Below are 17,499 nucleotides of genomic sequence, written 5' to 3'. Positions count from 1 at the left end.
TAATGGACCTTTTATTCTGGTCCTGATCTGTCACCATATGATCCTGAGTTGGCGGGCATCGTTTAAAATAAATATCGGGACAAGCAGAAACCAGATCAGGCTTCTGCTTACCCTGAAAAGTTTAATTCAGTATTTTAAGAAAAGTTTAATTTAAAACTTAAATTATTTTTATAATTTTGACGGATGATTTTTAAAGAAAGCAGAAATCTCAAAAGTTTTATCTCCAGGCTGTTGTTTGGAATATACTTTATTGCGATGTTTTCTCAGAATTTCCATCAGCACAGTTCTGAAGAAGTCTTTAAGAATTTCAGTTTTAAAAAAACAGAACATAAGATTTCAGATAATGTGACGAAAGAAAAAGCCGGCGACTGTCTTGCCTGTCATTTTCTTGCGACCGGACATACTTTGGTGCCTGAAGAATTTAGTTTCCATCTCGAAGCATATACGCATGAGGTAAAACAGATTATTGCGGTACAGGAGAAAATCTGGTCCCATACCAAATTCACCTTTCAACTGCGCGGTCCTCCCGCTCTTTCATAGTTTTTTAGATTCTTTTTGGCTTAATTTGATGTAAGGCTGTACGTTTGAATTTTTAAGGTTAAAATTCGGTGTATAATCTGTATATGAGAGTATTAGTAAGATAATGCTATTGTGATTATATCCATAATACTACAGCTGATCGAGCCATAAATTTCATAAATTTTTTACGAAATGTACCTTTTCTGAGGTACGCAATCTATCTATTTAACAATGAAATTGATATATAGTTTATTGCTGATCTTTTGCGGATTGGCAATTACCAATGCACAGCAGACTTTCGCCGTACACGGAACTGTCCAGGATTTTCATGACAAAACGATGCTGGAAAATGCCGTGGTGAAAATAGGGGAATACACTACCAAAACAGGGAAAAACGGTAAGTTTTCATTTAACAATATTCCCGCAGGGAAATATATTCTTATTGCCAGACATCCTGACTGCAACGATTATACTGAAAATATAGGAGTTACACAGGATATACACCTGGCCATTACCCTTGAGCATCATGCGGAGAATATTGAAGTGGTAACCTTACACGGAAATCACAAAAAAAGCAGCTCTGTTATTATAAAAACCCTTGATAATGCTGAAATTGAAAGAAATTCTACCGAAAATCTGGGGAATTTATTGTCGACAATATCAGGAGTTACGGTGCTCAAAACCGGGAATAATATCACAAAACCGGTCATTCACGGGTTGTACGGAAGCCGTATCGCTATTGTGAACAACGGTGTGAAGATGGCAGAACAGGAGTGGGGAGTAGAGCATGCGCCCAATGTAGATGTTAACGAATTTGAACATATAGATGTGATTAAAGGAGCATCTGCATTGAAATATGGCAGTGATGCGGTGGGCGGCGCAGTCGTGCTTGAGCCGGCTGTTTTGCCTAAAAAGGATACGGTGATGGGAAATATAAAACTGTCAGGTATTTCCAATGGCAGAGGAGGCGAAATTTCGGCAAATATTGCTAAAACGTGGCAAAATCAGTGGTTTGTAAAAACAGGGGGAAGTTATAAAAAGCTGGGGATCTGTACATTCCCCATCACACGCTGCAGAATACCGGAGCGGAGATCAATTCTTTTAATTTTTCTTTTGGAAATCACAGTTTTATGAAGGGTTTTGATGTATCATACAGCGGAATCAATCAGGAATTCGGGATCTACAAAGGCGCACACCTGGGAAGTCCGCTGGATTTTTATAAAGCCATTAAATTTGGGCAGCCTTATTATCTGGATGATTTCAGTTATGATATTACCAATCCTAAGCAGGAGGTCGAGCATCATATAGCAAAAGTATCCGCTTATAAACGTTTTGAAAATTTCGGGAAAATCAGTTTTCAGTACAGCTTCCAGCTGAACCGTCGTAAAGAATATGATATCAGGAGAGGAGAGCTGAACGAGCTTCCTTCTATGGATCTGAGGCTGATCACCCATTCAGCCAGTCTTACGCACCTTTTGGAAAGAGGAAACTGGAGTCTGGAAAGTGGCCTTTCAGGAGGTTTTCAGGATAATTATCCCAACCCGGACACGAAAGCAAGACGCCTGATTCCTGACTATTACAGATATGATGCAGGTGCTTTCTCTGTATTCAAGTATAACTTTAATGCAAAATGGAATGCAGAAGTGGGAGCCAGATACGATTTCAGCAGATATGATGCCTATAAATATTATGATGCGAAAGACTGGAACGAAAAATATGCAGATCTGTATCCTCAGTTTTTTGTAAAAGAAGCGGACAGCAGAATCTTAACACGTCCCATTCTGGACTATCATAATTTTTCTGCCAATATGGGAGTACAGTACAGACCCACCAGTACCTTTGAATTTAAATTAAACCTTTCAAGGGCGGACAGAACACCGAACCCGGCGGAACTTTTTTCCGATGGTCTTCACCATTCTGCTGCCATTATTGAAGAGGGAGACCTGTCTATTCAGAAAGAAACGGTATATAATGCCAATCTCCTACTGATGGGCAAATTCAATGTACTGAAAGGTTTACACGTTGAGGTGAATCCTTATTACATGATTTCGGATAGTTTTATCAACCAGGTACCTACCGGGATAGAGACCTCCAACAGAGGCGTTTTCCCTGTATGGAGCTATCAGCAGATCAAAGCACGTATTTTTGGAATCGATGCAGATGCAGAACTGAATATTCTTAATCATTTAAAATGGAATACTAGCTTCAGCGCATTGAAAGGCGATGATCTTACCCATAATGAACCCCTGATTTTAATGATGCCTGCCAATCTCCGTAATGCCGTAGAGTTTAAACTGAATACTCCCCGAAACTTTTATATCAGGGTCGAAAATCAGCATGTCTTTAAACAAAACCGGTTCCCTATCAGAAATCAGAATATTGATTTTATTGAAGATGGAACTACATTTAATGAAGAACTGGATCTGAGCACACCTCCTGCAGCATATACCCTGTTTAATGCCTCCGTGGGTGCCGATCTGCTCAAAAATCTGAATGTCAATTTCAGAATCAACAACATTTTTAATACAGAGTACCGTGAATATCTTAACAGGCTGAGATATTTTATGCCGGAATCCGGAAGAAACTTTATCGTTACTCTTAAATACAACTTCTAATTATTAATACTTAAAATTAAATTTAAAATGAAAAAATTATTCAATATAACCCTATTACTTTTAGCTGCAGTTTTTATCTTGTCATGTAGAAACGGAGATGATGACATTCCTGAAGATATTCATGAGCATGATGAAATTGGCAGAGTGGTATTAACTTTGACCAATAAAGCCAATGCCACTGATGTACAGACGGTAAATGTTATAGGCGGCGTGGCAGACAGTCACCTGCATCTTCATCAGGGAGATACTTATATTGCCGCACTTGATTTCCAGATCAAACATAATGACCATTATGATTCTTCGGACGAAATTATAGAAGAAAAAGATCATCATTTTATTACTTTTTCACCGGCTGATGCCGATATTAAAGTCATAAGAGCGGCAGACGATATTGTAAGAACAGACGGGCAGAGACTGGGTATGAAAACAGAATGGACGATCACTTCTGTTACCTCAACAGGCAAAATGAATATAAAACTGATTCATGAGCCAACATCGGTGAACCAAAACTATCCTTCTGCATCTAACCAGTTGGGACAGACAGTAGGAGGAGAAAGCGACGTGGACATTACAGTGGAGACCCACTAATTAAAATAAATTTCATGTTTAATAAGCAGGCTGTCCTCAAGTGGGGCAGCCTGTTTTGTTTGAAATCAGGATTTAGTTTCATCCAGCGCCGGATACACCGTTGATAAAAAAAGCACCTCTAACCCCTTAAATGATCTTTGAAATTCTTCAGAACAGAGAATAAATTTTAATTTTCAGCAGATACAAATACGTCTTGATGCGGATAATATTTGTAAAGCGTCTCTTTTAACACTATTTGGCTTTATAAGTTGATTTAAATGATAGATTATCATAAAATTTTCATATTTTTGCAACCTAAAATTTTAATCAATAATGAAGGTTACCGCACAAAACCATGATGATGTAAGTGCATTGCTTACAGTGACATTGGAAAAATCTGACTACAAAGAAAGAGTAGAAAAGCAATTGATTAATTATGCTAAAAATGCGCAAGTTCCTGGTTTCAGAAAAGGAAAAGTGCCTTTAAGTATGGTTAGAAAACAATATGAAGCAGGTATTGCATTCGAAGAAATCAACAAACAGGTTTCTGATGCTTTAAATAACTATATTAATGAAAACAAATTAAGATTAGTTGGACAGCCTGTTCCTCAGCCCGTAAACGAATTCGATTACAATGCTGACCAATTGGAAGTTGCTTTTGAAGTTGGGTATGAGCCTGAATTCACGATAGATTTAGCTAAATATGAAGCGCCTCACTACAAAGTGGAAGCTTCAGAAAAAGAAATCAACAAGAGTATTGAAAACATGCAGAAGCGTTTCGCTGAGCAGGTTCCTCAGGATAAAATCACTAAAGATTCTTACATCGCTTTAGAAATCACTCAGGTTGTAGAAGAAAATGCTGAAGGAGAGCACCACCACCATCCAAAGAATGCTACCATTACCGCTGAAAACAAAGAAGCTTTCAAATTGGTAAAGTCGCTGAAAATGGACGGATCTGTAAAAGTTTCCAAAGAAACTCTTGCCGGTGACGAAGAACTGGCTAAAGAATTAGGATTCAGCAAAGAAGAAGTAGAGCATTTACACCACAACGAAGTTGAAGTAAAAGTAAAAGATTTCTATTCTTTAAACTTAGCAGAACTGAACCAGGAGCTTTTTGATAAAGTATACGGTGAAGGAAACATCAAGTCTGAAGAGGAGCTTAAAGAAAAAGTAAAGTCTGAACTGGATGAATATTTCCAGCAGAATGCTGATGTTCACTTTGTGAATAAAGTATTGGAGCAGGTTTCTGAGAAAGAAGAAGTGAAACTTCCGGAGGCTTTCCTTGTGAAGTGGTTACAGTTCTCTAACCAGAATATCCAGTCTGAAGAGCAGGCTAAAGAAATCCTTGAATCTGAGAAAAACCAGTTGAAATATCAGATCATCGAAGGAAAACTGATGAGTGATAACGAAATTCAGTTGGACTATGCTGATGTTTTGGCACAGGCAGAGCAATTGGTCAGAAATCAGCTGGCGATCTATGGAATTCACCACTTAGGTGATGAGGAAATCCAGAAATATGCTGTTGAGATGTTGAAAGACCAGGAGCAGGTAAGACAGATCTCTTCTGAAGTAGCGATGACTAAGTTAAAAGATGTTATCTTGGAAAAAGCAACTAAGAAAGAAACTGAAATCTCTCATGATGAGTTTTTAGAAGAACTTAAAAAATAATTTATTTATCATAAATATTGGAAACCGTCAAAATTTTGACGGTTTTTTTTATTAGTAATTATTATTATCACCAATATTCCTATATTTACGTTCTAAACTTAGTATATGAAAAAGATCATCATTCCGTTTTTCTGTGCCGTGCTTTTTTCAACATCGGTTGCAGCACAAAAAACTGCCGCTACAGCTGCCTCAGCACCCGCGAAAACTGAAGCCGTACAATCTAAACTGACCTCTAAAGAAGTTATCGATAATTACCTTAAAGCTTTAGGAGGAAAAGATAAACTGGAAGCTATCAAAACGACTGTTGTTGACAATACTCTTACTGTACAGGGAATGGAGGTAACAATGACCACAAAAAAGATGGGCAATAAGTTCAGATCAGAACAATCTGTCATGGGACAGAAAATGGTTCAGCTTTTCGATGGTGAGAAAGGATATTTTGACCAGATGGGAACTAAAAATCCTATTCCCGCAGATAAAGTTGCTGATCTTAAGAAAAGCAGAACAATCGATGCGTTAGGTTTCGATCCGGCAAGTTTTACTTCTGTAACGGTGGAAAAAATAGAGGGTAAAGAATATAATGTATTGAACTCGGATAAAGGAAAGCATTATTTTGATGCCTCTACAGGATTACTGTACAAATCTACCTCTGCAGAAGGAAGTGCAGTGATGAAAGGTTACATGACTGTAGACGGCGTAAAATTCCCTTCAGAAATTCAGGCCGAAGGAAACGGACAGAAAGTGGAAATCAAAACAACGAAAGTAACGATCAACTCAGGCGTTACAGATGCAGATTTTAAATAATCTGTTCCACATATAAAATAGATGCAGAGACCGGATTTTATTCGGTCTCTTTTTATCATAAGCCTACGGATACGTACCCGGCAGAAGTATTGGCTGGGTTTATATCAATGTGACCCGATGACAGATATAAGACCGGGCTTCCCGCAGGGAAGCCCGGTCTTATGTGCATAGAATTAAAATTATTAAGCTTACATTATAATGGTCTTAAATGCAATATTAAGATCCGTACTCTTTTTTCCATTCATCGGCGGCTCCGCTGAGAACACCGTAAAATTCCTCTCCGTACTTTCTGATTAAAGGCGTTTTCAGAAATTTATAAATAGGAACCTGCAATTCCTTTCCTAAAGCGCAGGCGTCATTACACACATCCCACTCATGATAGTTTAAGGCCGTGAAGGTAGAATACTCCGTAACACGGATAGGATAGAGATGGCAGGAAATAGGTTTCTGCCAATCCACTGCACCATCTTCATAAGCCTTTTCGATTCCACACTTGGTAATCCCTCTTTCATCAAACGTTACGTAAGCACACTCGCGGTCTTCCACCATCGGAGTTACATACATGCCATCCATAGGATCGGTAGTCCATGCTCCTATTTCCTCTACAGCTTTAATGCCTTCCAGAGTCAGGTATGGTTTAATTTTATCAAAAATATTCTCTAAAATTTCCAGTTCATTCTTATCAAGCGGAGCGCCAACGTCCCCTTCTACGCAACATGCACCCTTACATTTGGTAAGGTTACAAACGAATTCTTCGGAAAATATATCCTCAGAAATTAATTTATCGTCAATCTGAATCATAATCTTTTAAAATAAATTGAAATAAGTGCCCGCTTTAAAAGTAACCAAGCTGATAATAATAAGCCATAAACTTACTTCCTGCATCCAGAATTTAGGCAAAAACCTTAACATTCTGCTTAAAATGATGCTGGAAGGAAATGCCAAAAGTAACAAATATTCATAACTTTTGTTCATATACAGGACAATACTGATCAGTTGGGCTACAGAGAATACCAGTAAAAAGGTGTACTTGTATCTGCTGATCGGGCTTTTTCTGTTATAATTTTTAAAATGGTCGTATACTGCATAAATGAGCATCAATACAATCGGCAATAGGGGAAGAACGTCGGTGTAATCAGTTACCGCCTTCATTTTTCCGAAAGGAAAATAATCCATATTCCATGACGTAAAATCCAGGAAGAACATGATAGAAAAATAGCTGAATACGATCAGCATGATTCCCAGTAGAAATCTGAAAATATTTAAACTGATCCTTTGTGAAGTGGCAATCACGTGGATGATTACAAAAACAGCCATCGGCCAGGTCGTAGGTAAGAAAATGAAATTCAGCGCCACAATGGACCCTACCAATACATAAGATTTCTTTCTGAGATCTTCGTTAGTACTGGTCAGCAGTAATAAGAGAAAGGAATTCGTAAGCAGGGACACGGCAATTCCGATATCCATTTTTCCGGGATACAGACCGAAAATAAAAAAAGTATACAGGAATAAAGGCAGATGGGTCTGATAATTTAATGCGATACTGTGAAAACAGAAATATCCCAAAGCGATCCCCAGAAAAGTAATTCCGGCAATAATTCCTTCATAGGTATTGAAATTCAGGAAGTTAAATATTATTACTACTAAAAGAAGAAAACCAATATAAACAGGAATTGAAAAAATATTGCTTTCTTTTGAAAGTAATTTAAACATTTTTTATAAATTTGTACAAAGTTAATTTAAAAAAGGAAAATAATGACGTCTTTCTTTCTATTCTTAAGTAAAGTTTTCAAATGGACTTTCGGTTTTTACGATACCTTTGGAAATGTATTAAACTGGATTTTATTTATCGTTTGCTGCGTACTGTTTACGTACTGGTGCTATGTTTTAGTTGTAAAGCTGGGCGGCGATAAAGATAAAGACTATTATTCTCCGACGGAAGGGAAGCACCCTTACTACGATCCCAATATCTACAAAAAAGAAGGTTAATTAATTGGTTATATAGTAAAAAACCGGTCAAATATTTTATTTGATCGGTTTTTTTATTCAACGATTAAAATTTTTTCCTTTATTCATGAATCGGAAGTACCAGAACAGGCACGCTTGAATCTTTCGTAATTCCCTTGGTGAGACTTCCCACAAAAACATCATAAATACCACTTCTGCCGTGAGAACCCATCACAATGAAGTCTGCATTCTTCTCCCGGGCATACTCCAGAATAATATCTTTGGCGATACCCTGTTTCAGAAGATGCTCACAATCCACATCCTGGGCAATAATTCTCTGTTCTATTTTATTTAACTGAACGAGTTCTTCCCGGATTTCATTTTCTTCCACTTCCGGAAAATACTGAAATCCCATATCACCGATTGCGAAACCGATGTCCGAAGGGGCCACATGGATCAAAAATAATTTACCCTGTATCTGTCTGGCAAATTTTACAGCTCCGTCTACCAGCTGCTCTGTTTTATCCCCAAAATCTACGGGCAGTACAATATTTATCATAACCTTTAATTTTGTTTACTAAAGATAGGAAAATTATGCCAGAAAACAGGGATTTGTTGCTTACAATATTCGGATGTCCAGAACTTTTTCATTTTCCAGGTAGGCTTCCAGGATATCATTCTCCTCTACCTTTCCGACACCTTTGGGTGTTCCCGTAAAAATTAGATCTCCCACCCTTAAAGTGAAATACTGGGAAACAAACGCAATAATATCATCTATGGTGAACATCATATCTTTTGTATTTCCTTCCTGAACTTTTTCCCTGTTTTTCAACAGTGAAAATGCTAAAGAATCAAGCTGATAATCCTCTTTTTTAAAGAAATTTCCTACCACTGCAGAGCCGTCAAAACCTTTAGCAAGTTCCCAGGGAAGTCCCTTTGATTTAAGCTCACTCTGCAGGTCTCTTGCCGTAAAATCGATGCCTAAACCTATTTCGTCATAATGTTTGTGGGCGGTTTCCTTCCGGATGTATTTTCCACCCTTTGAAATTTTCACCACAACCTCCAGCTCATAGTGTACATCATTTGAAAATTCCGGAATATAAAAATCATTACCTTTCAGAACGGCGGTATCGGGCTTCATAAAGATCACCGGTTTCTCCGGGATTTCATTGCCTAATTCTTTTGCGTGTTCGCTGTAATTTCTTCCGATGCAGATAATCTTCATAATTTTTTTATTTATGTCATTGCAGAAACGTTTGCCGGAGCGGTTCCGCGATTGTCTTACTGATTTTGTTCTTTATTATTTAAGCTTCAGCTTTTATTTTTTTGCAGCTTTTTCCCGCTTTCCACTATATCTTTTGTTCCGCTTCGCTGCACAAAAGGATGCCGTTGCAATCGGGGCTGGGGAAGTCGTCTTTTTTTTCAGTCTTACGGCAAACCGGAATTTCATCTTTTGTCCCGGAATGAATTTGAGTAAAGCAAACTCATTTACTGAGGTTTTTCAGATGAACAGCCTTGAGTAAGTAGACCCGTTCTAGTGGGTAAACTCATTCCCACAATAATAACAGACAAACTTATGGCTTGTCAGAATGGAGACACCAAAAAAGCTCGTTGCGCTGTCATCCCTGTAAATATGGTTCGATCCGCATTTCGGACAGACAAAATCAAATTCGGAGTTTTCAATCGTATGCTCCACTTCCAGGGAAAATTCTTCATTTTGTTTATAATCGTCCAGTGTCTGATTCGCTTTTTCAAGATCCTCCTGAAATACCTGCAGCTGAATTCCGCCCACGGCCTGAGCCAGCAACCAGTCCGACTGAATAAGCTGTTCGTTGGCAATAAAGCTGTTGATGCCGTTTTCAGCCAGGATCTGCTTATCCCTGTTAGCCTGGAGGGCTGTTTCGTAGAATCTGAATTTAACTAAATCGTTCATTATTTTAAAATTTGCCCGAAAGCTGAATTTTGGTGAAAACTTTCTTCGTGTATAAAGGGAAGTCGGCATTCTGAAGCCATCCGTAATATCCGAGATCTTTCTGGAATACGGCTTTTACACCCTGTCCTTTATATTTTCCGAAGTTGAAGACCTCTTCGTTTTTATTATTATATCCGATAAAACCTGCTAAATCAGCGTTCTTATTATGAAATGTAAATTCGCTTAAGGCTGCTATTTCCTTCGGAATATCATCATATTTTCCCACCTGAGCATCTAAAACTTCAAAAGTGGCCATTACATCGGCTTCTGCAGAATGTGCATTTTCCAAAGTCTTTCCACAGTAAAACTGATACGCTGCTCCCAGATTTCTTGGTTCTTTTTTATGGAAAATAGTCTGTGCATCTATCAGTTTGAATTTATTTAAATCAAAATCCATTCCCACTCTCAGTAATTCTTCAGCCAGAAGAGGAACATCAAACCTGTTCGAATTAAAACCGCCAAGATCTGCGCCGGTAATCATTTCCATTACTTTTGAAGCAATTTCTTTAAATGTGGGAGCATCTTTTATATCTTCGTCATAAATACCGTGGATGGCGCTGCATTCTGCAGGAATAGGCATTTCAGGATTTACCCTCCACGTTTTGCTTTCCCTTGAAGCATCAGGATTGACCTTCAAAATACAGATTTCCACAATCCTGTCTTTTCCGATATTCGTTCCTGTGGTTTCCAGATCAAAGACACAAAGCGGTTTGTATAATTTTAAATTCATTTTTTATAAGTTATGCGTTGAAAGTTATAAAGGATGAGTTAATAAATGTTGCATGTATTTCAAATGAACACCGATACTCCAATTTTATAACTTATATAAGTTGTTTTTGAAAAATAACCGATACTAAAATATAATAAATAATCACCATCGGAATGCCGGCAGTCTTAAAAATAAGTAAAATAACAGCGGAGCCTGCCAGAAGTACTGCTTTAGGATAATTATCCTCCAGTTTCATAGACCTGAATTTCATGGCAATCATTTTTATGGGACTGATCAGAAGCCATGAACAAACGGCCGTTAATAAAATTAACAGTAAGGCGTTCTCGAATAAAAATGAAAACGTTCCGATTTCTTCATAAGCATAATACAATCCAAAAATTAAAATGGTGTTGGAAGGCGTATTTAATCCCTTAAAATAGTATTTCTGATCTTCATCAAGGTTGAAAATAGCAAGCCTCAGACATGAAAATAAAGTAACTACCAACCCTAAATATTTAATCTCAAAAGGTAATTCTACCTCCATCAACATTTTCCCGAAAGGCTCCAAGGCGGCAAACATTGTTAATCCCGGAAGCAGTCCGAAACTTACCATGTCCGCAAGAGAATCAAGCTGTACCCCCAGATTGGAGTTGGATTTTAAAGCTCGGGCTACAAAACCATCGAAAAAATCCAGGATCAACGAAAGAATAATACAGATCGCAGTCGTCTCATAATCACCAAGAATAAGATGAATAGCTCCGACACCTCCGGAAAAGAGGTTTCCCAGTGTGATGGCATTGGCAAGATTATTTTTAATAAAGTTCATAGTCGCAAAATTAAAACATTATATCTAGGTAGCAATGTAATAATCTCACAATATAGCCATGTTACGTTTGAGAAAAATTATTAACAAATAGATAAACTGTCGGATGATTACATGATCCATTAATCCGATTTTGATGTAAATTTGCACATGAAATTTTTTAAAGAATTTAGAAAACAGGAAGTTCTGGTTTTATTGTACAGAATTTTCCTAGCATACTTTTTTTATCAGATCGCAAGATTTTTATTCTGGTATTTTAACCGGGATTTAATAAAAGTGGATTCGGTGGCAGATTATTTCAGCCTGTCGTACCACGGAACCGCATTCGATACTACAGCCATTTTGTATGTGAATGCCCTGTTTATACTCTTAAGCATCATTCCTGTGGTCATCAATACAAAAAAAGTATATCAGAAAATTCTGTTCTGGATCTATTTTATTACGAATGGAATTGCTTATGCCATGAACTTCGGGGATTTTATATATTTCAGGTTTTCACAGACAAGACTTACTTCGGCAGCATTTCAGGTGGCTCAGCATGAAACCAACATCTTTAAGGTGTTTACCGCTTCTTTTATGCAGAATCCCTTTGTGCTGTTATGGTTTGTTATCCTGATGAGTCTGTGGGTATTCCTATATAAAAGAGTGAAAATTACAGAAAGCAGGCCGGTAAAGCTGGTGCCCTATTTTATCTGGTCTGTCCTTACCTTATGTATTGTTGCTGTTCTGGCGGTGGGAGGCATCCGGGGAGATTTCAGGCACAGCACAAGACCGATTAATCTGGTAGATGCCAACCGTTTTGCAAAAATTCCTTCCCAGGGAAATATGGTGCTCAACAGTACTTTTTCTTTTTTCAGGACTTTAGGGACCAACAATTTTAAGGAGGTACATTTTGTAGATGAAAAATTCATCGATGAAAATATTCAGCCTTATAAGCAGTATGACAGAAAGGTACAAAACAAACCTAATATCGTTATTTTTATTGTGGAATCATTCAGCAGAGAATATTCCGGAGCATTCAATAAGGATAAAAATATTAAAGATTACGTTTCGTACACGCCGTTTATGGATAGCCTGGCCACAGAGAGTCTGATCTTTCCCAATACTTTTGCCAACGGGAGGCAGTCTATTCATGGGATGAGCTCTGTTTTGGCAGGAATTCCGAGCCTCACCGATGCTTTTACAAGCTCGCCCTATTCCAATCAGAAAATTCAGTCGATCGTTTCCGTGTGTAATGAACTGGGCTATGATACGTCTTTTTATCATGGCGCACCGAATGGCTCCATGGGCTTTTTCGGATTTGGAAATATTCTTGGGTTTAAACACTATTTCGGAAAAACGGAATATAACAATGATAAGGACTTCGATGGCATGTGGGCAATATGGGATGAACCGTTCTTACAGTATTTTGCTGAAAATGTAGGAAAGCCCCAGCCTTTTATGGCTACTGTTTTTACCGCATCCTCTCATCATCCTTTTAAAATACCTGAAAAGTACAACGGAAAATTTAAAAAAGGACCCAGCCAGATGCATGAGCCGATTCAGTATACAGACTATTCCATCAAAAAATATTTTGAAACAGCTAAAAAGCAGCCGTGGTTTAATAATACCATTTTTGTTTTCACGGGAGATCATACCAATGAAATTTACTATCCCGAATATGAAAAGGCGATGAACCGTTTTGCTGTCCCCATGATATTATATTCACCAAACCCCGAATACAATTTGAAAGGGGTAAATCAGGAGTTTGCCCAGCAGATCGACATATATCCTACGTTAGCAGATCTGGTTGGTTACCATAAAAAGATCAGGAGCTGGGGAAGAAGTCTGGTAAGTGATAAAAAATATCCTGCGATTATTGCCAACTCAGATGGCGGAGTAGAACAGTTTATCATAGGGGATTATATTTATCGCTTTGATGGAAAGGAAGTGGTGGGTATTTTTGACAAAAAGGATTTAGGACTTGAAAAAAACCTGATGGAATCACTGAAAAATACTCAGGAAATACAGAAAGGAAAGCTGATTTGCAAGGCCTGGTATCAGGATTATATGAACAGGGTTATCAACAGGAAGATGTATTAGTAACAGAATGAATATATCCGGTTGGTAATTCCAAAGGAATGTTTTTTCTTGTATATTGAGCGTTCTATGCCCGGAATAATAAAAATTTTTGTTTGTTTGAAATTAATTTATACTTTTAACAGTAAATAGACAACAAAAATATTTTATCTGAATTAAAACTATAAAAAATATGAGAAAATTAGTATTAACATTCGGTCTTTCCTTATTCGGAGTATTATCATTTGCTCAGATCGAAGGAAAGTGGAAGACCATAGATGATGAAACCAAGCAGGCAAAATCTATCGTGGAGATCTATAAAAAGTCTGATGGGAAGTATTATGGGAAGATATCTCAGCTTCTGATCAAACCTGGAAATCCGAACTGTACTGTCTGTAAAGATGATCGAAAAGGAAAACCGCTTGTGGGTCTTGAGATCATCAGAGGACTGAAAAAAGAGGATGACGAGTTCACCGGCGGAACGATTACAGACCCTAAAACCGGTAAAACATACAAATGTACCATCACCAAAAGCGGAGATCAGCTGAGTGTGAGAGGGTATGTAGGCGTATCGCTACTGGGAAGAACACAAACCTGGCAGAAAGTTAATTAATCCGGTTTAATAAAGTTAATAAAACGGCATTTCAATAAATGAGATGTCGTTTTTATTATGTAAATAATAAAAAAACACTATTTTTGTACTCTAAATTTTTCAAATAAATATGGCAGAATATACTTTTCGTGAGGTAATTGCACAGGCAATGAGCGAGGAAATGCGTAAAGACGAATCCATCTTTTTAATGGGGGAGGAAGTCGCAGAATACAATGGTGCATATAAGGCTTCAAAAGGAATGCTGGATGAATTTGGTCCTATGAGAGTAATCGATACACCTATCGCTGAGCTGGGCTTTACAGGGATTGCTGTAGGAGCTGCGATGAATGGTAACAGACCAATTGTAGAGTATATGACGTTCAATTTCTCATTGGTAGGTATTGATCAGATTATCAACAATGCGGCAAAGATCCGCCAGATGAGCGGCGGGCAATGGAACTGTCCTATCGTTTTCAGAGGTCCTACCGCTTCGGCAGGGCAGTTGGGAGCTACCCACTCTCAGGCTTTTGAAAACTGGTTTGCCAATGTTCCGGGTCTCAAAGTAGTAGTGCCTTCCAATCCTTACGATGCAAAAGGATTGCTGAAAACAGCTATTCAGGATAATGATCCTGTAATCTTCATGGAATCTGAGCAGATGTATGGAGACAAAATGGAAATTCCTGAAGAAGAGTACTATTTGCCAATTGGGAAAGCAGACATCAAAAAAGAAGGAAAAGATGTAACTTTAGTTTCTTTCGGGAAAATTATGAAGTTAGCCATGCAGGCTGCTGAAGATATGGAAAAAGAAGGAATCTCTGTTGAAGTGATCGACCTGAGAACCGTTCGTCCATTAGATTTTGATACTGTTCTTGCCTCTGTAAAGAAAACAAACAGACTGGTTATTTTAGAAGAAGCCTGGCCATTCGGATCAGTATCTTCTGAGATCACTTATATGGTACAGCAAAAAGCATTTGATTATTTAGATGCTCCAATCAAAAGAATTACCACTCCTGATGCACCTGCGCCTTATTCAGCGGCACTGTTTGCCGAGTGGTTCCCGAAACTTGAAAAAGTAAAAGAGGAAATCAAAAAAGCCATGTACGTTAAGTAATTTTAATGATTATAGAAAAAAACTTCCGAAAGGAAGTTTTTTCATTTATTATATTCATGAAGAAAAGTTCTTGAGGTCATAAATTTAGTATAAATTTGCGCGTTTAAATTAAAATTGCTGATATGGCAGATGTTACAGAAGGTGGTCATCATTTTGACCTTAAAAAGCTTTCATTTGTAGGAGTTATTGTATCCCTTGGGATCGTTTTCGGGGATATTGGTACATCACCGCTTTACGTAATGAAAGCGATTGTAAATGCCAGAAAAGACGGTGCGGGTATGCCGTTTGATGAGTATATTGAGGGAGCCCTGTCCTGTATTATCTGGACACTGACCCTTCAGACGACCATTAAATACGTCATCATCGCCTTAAGAGCAGATAATAAAGGAGAAGGAGGAATTCTCGCTTTGTATTCATTAGTCAAAAGGCTCAAGAAAAAATGGCTCTATGTCGTCGCCATTATCGGGGCATCCACCCTGGTGGCGGACAGTGTTATCACCCCTTCGTTAACGGTAATGTCAGCGATTGAAGGTCTGAAGATTTATAATCCTGAAACGCCCGTTGTATTTATTACATTGATCATTCTGTTTATTGTATTTGTCGTACAGCAGTTTGGTACGGCATCAATCGGTAAATTTTTCGGACCCGTTATGGTAACCTGGTTTCTGGTATTGGGGATTTTCGGATCTGTGCATATTTTCGACCATGTTGAAATTTTCAGAGCGTTTAATCCAATCTACGCCTATAATCTCATCACGCATTCTTCCAGTGCCATTGTGATCATGGGAGCTGTTTTCCTTTGTACAACGGGAGCCGAAGCTTTATACTCCGATTTGGGACACTGTGGAGCAAAAAATATCAGAATCAGCTGGATTTTTGTAAAATCGATGTTGATTCTTAATTATTTGGGACAGGGAGCATGGTTATTGGATAATCATGAGCTTGTTCATAAAGGCGTGAATCCCTTCTTCGGAATAATGCCGGAGTGGGCCGTGTTGCCAGGAGTAATTTTAGCAACTGCAGCGGCTATTATTGCCAGCCAGGCCGTGATTACAGGGTCATTTACCATGTTCTCGGAAGCCATGTCCACCTCTTTCTGGCCCAACCAGCATATCGAATACCCTTCCGGGGTTAAAGGACAGATGTACATTCCAAGAATCAACTGGGGATTAATGGCTTTCTGTTTTATTGTGGTTATTTTCTTTAAGAAATCAGAAAAAATGGAGGCGGCATATGGACTTACCATTACCATTACGATGTTAATGACTACTGTACTGTTACTGTACTGGCTGAGCAGGACAAGAGTCAGTAAAATCTTCCTTGTAGGTTTTGCGATCGTTTATATTGCTCTTGAATCAGGTTTCTTCTATGCCAATGTAATTAAATTTATGGACGGCGGCTGGCTGACTATGGTCTTAGGCGGATTTATTGCCGTATGCATGTATGCCTGGTATAACGGAAGATTGATTAAGTCTACGTTTACGCAATATGTCAAAATAGAAAAGTACGTATCCATCATTAAGGATATGAAGCTGGACGAAACAATCCCTAAGTACTGTACCAATCTTGCGTATCTGAGCAGAGCAAAAAGAAACGATGAAGTAGAATCTAAGATTATCTATTCGATCATCAAAAAACAGCCGAAAAGGGCAGATCATTATTTTATTTTGAGTATTGTCAATCAGGAAGATCCTTATACTTTTAAATATACCGTAGATGAAATTCTGCCGGGGACGGTTTACAAAATCAATTTCCTGTTAGGGTTTAAAGTAGACCGCAGAATCAATGACTATTTTAATATGGTACTGAAAGATCTGATGGCGGACGGAACGATTCCTTCAAGAAGCAGTCATCCTTCATTAAGAGCACACAATATTCCGCCGGATCTGAAATATGTAATTATAGATAACACCTATATCAATGATATCCTTTTAACGGTGAAACAGAAGATCACCCTTAACATCTATAACTTTGTGAAGTATATAGGAAGTGATGATTTTAAGTCCTGGGGAGTTACGTCACACAATGTAGTGGTAGAGTCTGCGCCGATTACCGAACTTACGGTTTATGACAATAAAATAGAACAGGCCGGTTTTTTAAGGCATAATAGTTAA

Annotated in this window: 19 protein-coding genes; 12 read left to right on the top strand and 7 right to left on the bottom strand. The window is 38.1% G+C overall.

Going from position 1 to position 17,499, the window contains the following annotated elements; translation table 11 throughout:
- Positions 1-183: 183 nt before the first annotated feature.
- From ODZ84_RS09580 to ODZ84_RS09560, 6 genes are all read left to right on the top strand, one after another.
- A complete protein-coding gene (locus tag ODZ84_RS09580; RefSeq protein ID WP_266176794.1) occupies positions 184-540 on the top strand; it encodes a hypothetical protein in 357 nt (118 codons plus the stop codon).
- A gap of 210 nt (positions 541-750) precedes the next feature.
- Positions 751-1,653 (top strand): TonB-dependent receptor plug domain-containing protein, encoded by a 903-nt coding sequence (locus ODZ84_RS23100; protein ID WP_323136906.1) that lies wholly within the window; start codon positions 751-753, stop codon positions 1,651-1,653.
- The gene (locus ODZ84_RS23095; RefSeq protein WP_323136905.1) at positions 1,650-3,134 is read left to right on the top strand and encodes a TonB-dependent receptor domain-containing protein; all 1,485 of its coding nucleotides are present in this window, start codon (positions 1,650-1,652) and stop codon (positions 3,132-3,134) included. Before ODZ84_RS23100 ends, ODZ84_RS23095 begins: the two co-directional genes overlap by 4 nt.
- A gap of 27 nt (positions 3,135-3,161) precedes the next feature.
- A complete protein-coding gene (locus ODZ84_RS09570) occupies positions 3,162-3,722 on the top strand; it encodes a hypothetical protein (RefSeq protein WP_266176792.1) in 561 nt (186 codons plus the stop codon).
- A 312-nt stretch (positions 3,723-4,034) separates the two neighbouring features.
- Positions 4,035-5,369, top strand: coding sequence for a trigger factor (locus ODZ84_RS09565; RefSeq protein WP_266176791.1), 1,335 nt, complete (start codon positions 4,035-4,037; stop codon positions 5,367-5,369).
- A gap of 105 nt (positions 5,370-5,474) precedes the next feature.
- Positions 5,475-6,173, top strand: coding sequence for a hypothetical protein (locus ODZ84_RS09560; RefSeq protein WP_266176789.1), 699 nt, complete (start codon positions 5,475-5,477; stop codon positions 6,171-6,173).
- A 216-nt stretch (positions 6,174-6,389) separates the two neighbouring features.
- Here the strand turns inward: ODZ84_RS09560 and ODZ84_RS09555 are convergent, their stop codons facing one another.
- Together ODZ84_RS09555 and ODZ84_RS09550 are read right to left on the bottom strand one after the other, a co-directional pair.
- On the bottom strand, positions 6,390-6,974 hold the full coding sequence (locus ODZ84_RS09555) for a DUF3109 family protein (protein ID WP_266176787.1): 585 nt from the start codon (positions 6,972-6,974) through the stop codon (positions 6,390-6,392).
- 6 nt (positions 6,975-6,980) lie between these two features.
- A complete protein-coding gene (locus ODZ84_RS09550) occupies positions 6,981-7,886 on the bottom strand; it encodes a DUF6427 family protein (RefSeq protein WP_266176786.1) in 906 nt (301 codons plus the stop codon).
- A gap of 42 nt (positions 7,887-7,928) precedes the next feature.
- Between ODZ84_RS09550 and ODZ84_RS09545 the strand changes: the two genes are divergently transcribed.
- Complete coding sequence (locus ODZ84_RS09545; protein WP_266176785.1) at positions 7,929-8,162, top strand: DUF6341 family protein; 234 nt, start codon at positions 7,929-7,931, stop codon at positions 8,160-8,162.
- A 79-nt stretch (positions 8,163-8,241) separates the two neighbouring features.
- Here ODZ84_RS09545 and ODZ84_RS09540 read toward each other — a convergent pair whose 3' ends face one another.
- Positions 8,242-8,679, bottom strand: a complete 438-nt coding sequence (locus ODZ84_RS09540) for a universal stress protein (RefSeq protein ID WP_266176783.1) — start codon at positions 8,677-8,679, stop codon at positions 8,242-8,244.
- A gap of 60 nt (positions 8,680-8,739) precedes the next feature.
- Positions 8,740-9,345: a fumarylacetoacetate hydrolase family protein gene (locus ODZ84_RS09535; RefSeq protein ID WP_266176782.1), complete on the bottom strand. Its 606-nt coding sequence runs from the start codon at positions 9,343-9,345 to the stop codon at positions 8,740-8,742.
- A gap of 13 nt (positions 9,346-9,358) precedes the next feature.
- On the opposite strand from ODZ84_RS09535, the gene ODZ84_RS09530 reads away from it, so the two are divergent.
- Positions 9,359-9,643, top strand: coding sequence for a hypothetical protein (locus ODZ84_RS09530; RefSeq protein ID WP_266176781.1), 285 nt, complete (start codon positions 9,359-9,361; stop codon positions 9,641-9,643).
- An 11-nt stretch (positions 9,644-9,654) separates the two neighbouring features.
- On the opposite strand, the gene ODZ84_RS09525 is transcribed toward ODZ84_RS09530, so the two are convergent.
- From ODZ84_RS09525 to ODZ84_RS09515, 3 genes are all read right to left on the bottom strand, one after another.
- Positions 9,655-10,053: a putative signal transducing protein gene (locus ODZ84_RS09525; RefSeq protein WP_266176780.1), complete on the bottom strand. Its 399-nt coding sequence runs from the start codon at positions 10,051-10,053 to the stop codon at positions 9,655-9,657.
- Positions 10,054-10,057: 4 nt separating this feature from the next.
- Positions 10,058-10,822 (bottom strand): 3'-5' exonuclease, encoded by a 765-nt coding sequence (locus ODZ84_RS09520; RefSeq protein ID WP_266176779.1) that lies wholly within the window; start codon positions 10,820-10,822, stop codon positions 10,058-10,060.
- A gap of 91 nt (positions 10,823-10,913) precedes the next feature.
- Positions 10,914-11,627 carry a CDP-alcohol phosphatidyltransferase family protein gene (locus ODZ84_RS09515; RefSeq protein ID WP_266176778.1) on the bottom strand — a complete coding sequence of 238 codons (714 nt, stop codon included), beginning with the start codon at positions 11,625-11,627 and terminating at the stop codon, positions 10,914-10,916.
- A 147-nt stretch (positions 11,628-11,774) separates the two neighbouring features.
- Between ODZ84_RS09515 and ODZ84_RS09510 the strand changes: the two genes are divergently transcribed.
- The 4 genes from ODZ84_RS09510 to ODZ84_RS09495 all read left to right on the top strand — a co-directional run bounded on the left by ODZ84_RS09510 (position 11,775) and on the right by ODZ84_RS09495 (position 17,499).
- Positions 11,775-13,706, top strand: a complete 1,932-nt coding sequence (locus tag ODZ84_RS09510) for an LTA synthase family protein (RefSeq protein WP_266176777.1) — start codon at positions 11,775-11,777, stop codon at positions 13,704-13,706.
- Positions 13,707-13,875: 169 nt separating this feature from the next.
- A complete protein-coding gene (locus ODZ84_RS09505; RefSeq protein WP_266176776.1) occupies positions 13,876-14,295 on the top strand; it encodes a DUF2147 domain-containing protein in 420 nt (139 codons plus the stop codon).
- Positions 14,296-14,404: 109 nt separating this feature from the next.
- Complete coding sequence (locus ODZ84_RS09500; RefSeq protein ID WP_266176774.1) at positions 14,405-15,385, top strand: pyruvate dehydrogenase complex E1 component subunit beta; 981 nt, start codon at positions 14,405-14,407, stop codon at positions 15,383-15,385.
- 122 nt (positions 15,386-15,507) lie between these two features.
- A complete protein-coding gene (locus ODZ84_RS09495; protein ID WP_266176773.1) occupies positions 15,508-17,499 on the top strand; it encodes a KUP/HAK/KT family potassium transporter in 1,992 nt (663 codons plus the stop codon).

This window comes from Chryseobacterium fluminis (assembly GCF_026314945.1).
Lineage (GTDB): Bacteria > Bacteroidota > Bacteroidia > Flavobacteriales > Weeksellaceae > Chryseobacterium > Chryseobacterium fluminis.
Note: the sequence above shows the minus strand (reverse complement) of the source record. Positions and strands in the feature narration are given on the sequence as shown.

Coding starts and splice junctions, on each gene's coding strand:
- ODZ84_RS09530 (WP_266176781.1), top strand. CDS start 9,359: ATGTCATTGCAGAAACGTTTGCCGGAGCGGTTCCGCGATTGTCTTACT.
- ODZ84_RS09545 (WP_266176785.1), top strand. CDS start 7,929: ATGACGTCTTTCTTTCTATTCTTAAGTAAAGTTTTCAAATGGACTTTC.
- ODZ84_RS09510 (WP_266176777.1), top strand. CDS start 11,775: ATGAAATTTTTTAAAGAATTTAGAAAACAGGAAGTTCTGGTTTTATTG.
- ODZ84_RS09520 (WP_266176779.1), bottom strand. CDS start 10,822: ATGAATTTAAAATTATACAAACCGCTTTGTGTCTTTGATCTGGAAACC.
- ODZ84_RS09535 (WP_266176782.1), bottom strand. CDS start 9,345: ATGAAGATTATCTGCATCGGAAGAAATTACAGCGAACACGCAAAAGAA.
- ODZ84_RS09570 (WP_266176792.1), top strand. CDS start 3,162: ATGAAAAAATTATTCAATATAACCCTATTACTTTTAGCTGCAGTTTTT.
- ODZ84_RS09495 (WP_266176773.1), top strand. CDS start 15,508: ATGGCAGATGTTACAGAAGGTGGTCATCATTTTGACCTTAAAAAGCTT.
- ODZ84_RS23095 (WP_323136905.1), top strand. CDS start 1,650: ATGAAGGGTTTTGATGTATCATACAGCGGAATCAATCAGGAATTCGGG.
- ODZ84_RS09540 (WP_266176783.1), bottom strand. CDS start 8,679: ATGATAAATATTGTACTGCCCGTAGATTTTGGGGATAAAACAGAGCAG.
- ODZ84_RS09515 (WP_266176778.1), bottom strand. CDS start 11,627: ATGAACTTTATTAAAAATAATCTTGCCAATGCCATCACACTGGGAAAC.
- ODZ84_RS09525 (WP_266176780.1), bottom strand. CDS start 10,053: ATGAACGATTTAGTTAAATTCAGATTCTACGAAACAGCCCTCCAGGCT.
- ODZ84_RS09580 (WP_266176794.1), top strand. CDS start 184: ATGATTTTTAAAGAAAGCAGAAATCTCAAAAGTTTTATCTCCAGGCTG.
- ODZ84_RS09550 (WP_266176786.1), bottom strand. CDS start 7,886: ATGTTTAAATTACTTTCAAAAGAAAGCAATATTTTTTCAATTCCTGTT.
- ODZ84_RS23100 (WP_323136906.1), top strand. CDS start 751: ATGAAATTGATATATAGTTTATTGCTGATCTTTTGCGGATTGGCAATT.
- ODZ84_RS09500 (WP_266176774.1), top strand. CDS start 14,405: ATGGCAGAATATACTTTTCGTGAGGTAATTGCACAGGCAATGAGCGAG.
- ODZ84_RS09505 (WP_266176776.1), top strand. CDS start 13,876: ATGAGAAAATTAGTATTAACATTCGGTCTTTCCTTATTCGGAGTATTA.
- ODZ84_RS09555 (WP_266176787.1), bottom strand. CDS start 6,974: ATGATTCAGATTGACGATAAATTAATTTCTGAGGATATATTTTCCGAA.
- ODZ84_RS09560 (WP_266176789.1), top strand. CDS start 5,475: ATGAAAAAGATCATCATTCCGTTTTTCTGTGCCGTGCTTTTTTCAACA.
- ODZ84_RS09565 (WP_266176791.1), top strand. CDS start 4,035: ATGAAGGTTACCGCACAAAACCATGATGATGTAAGTGCATTGCTTACA.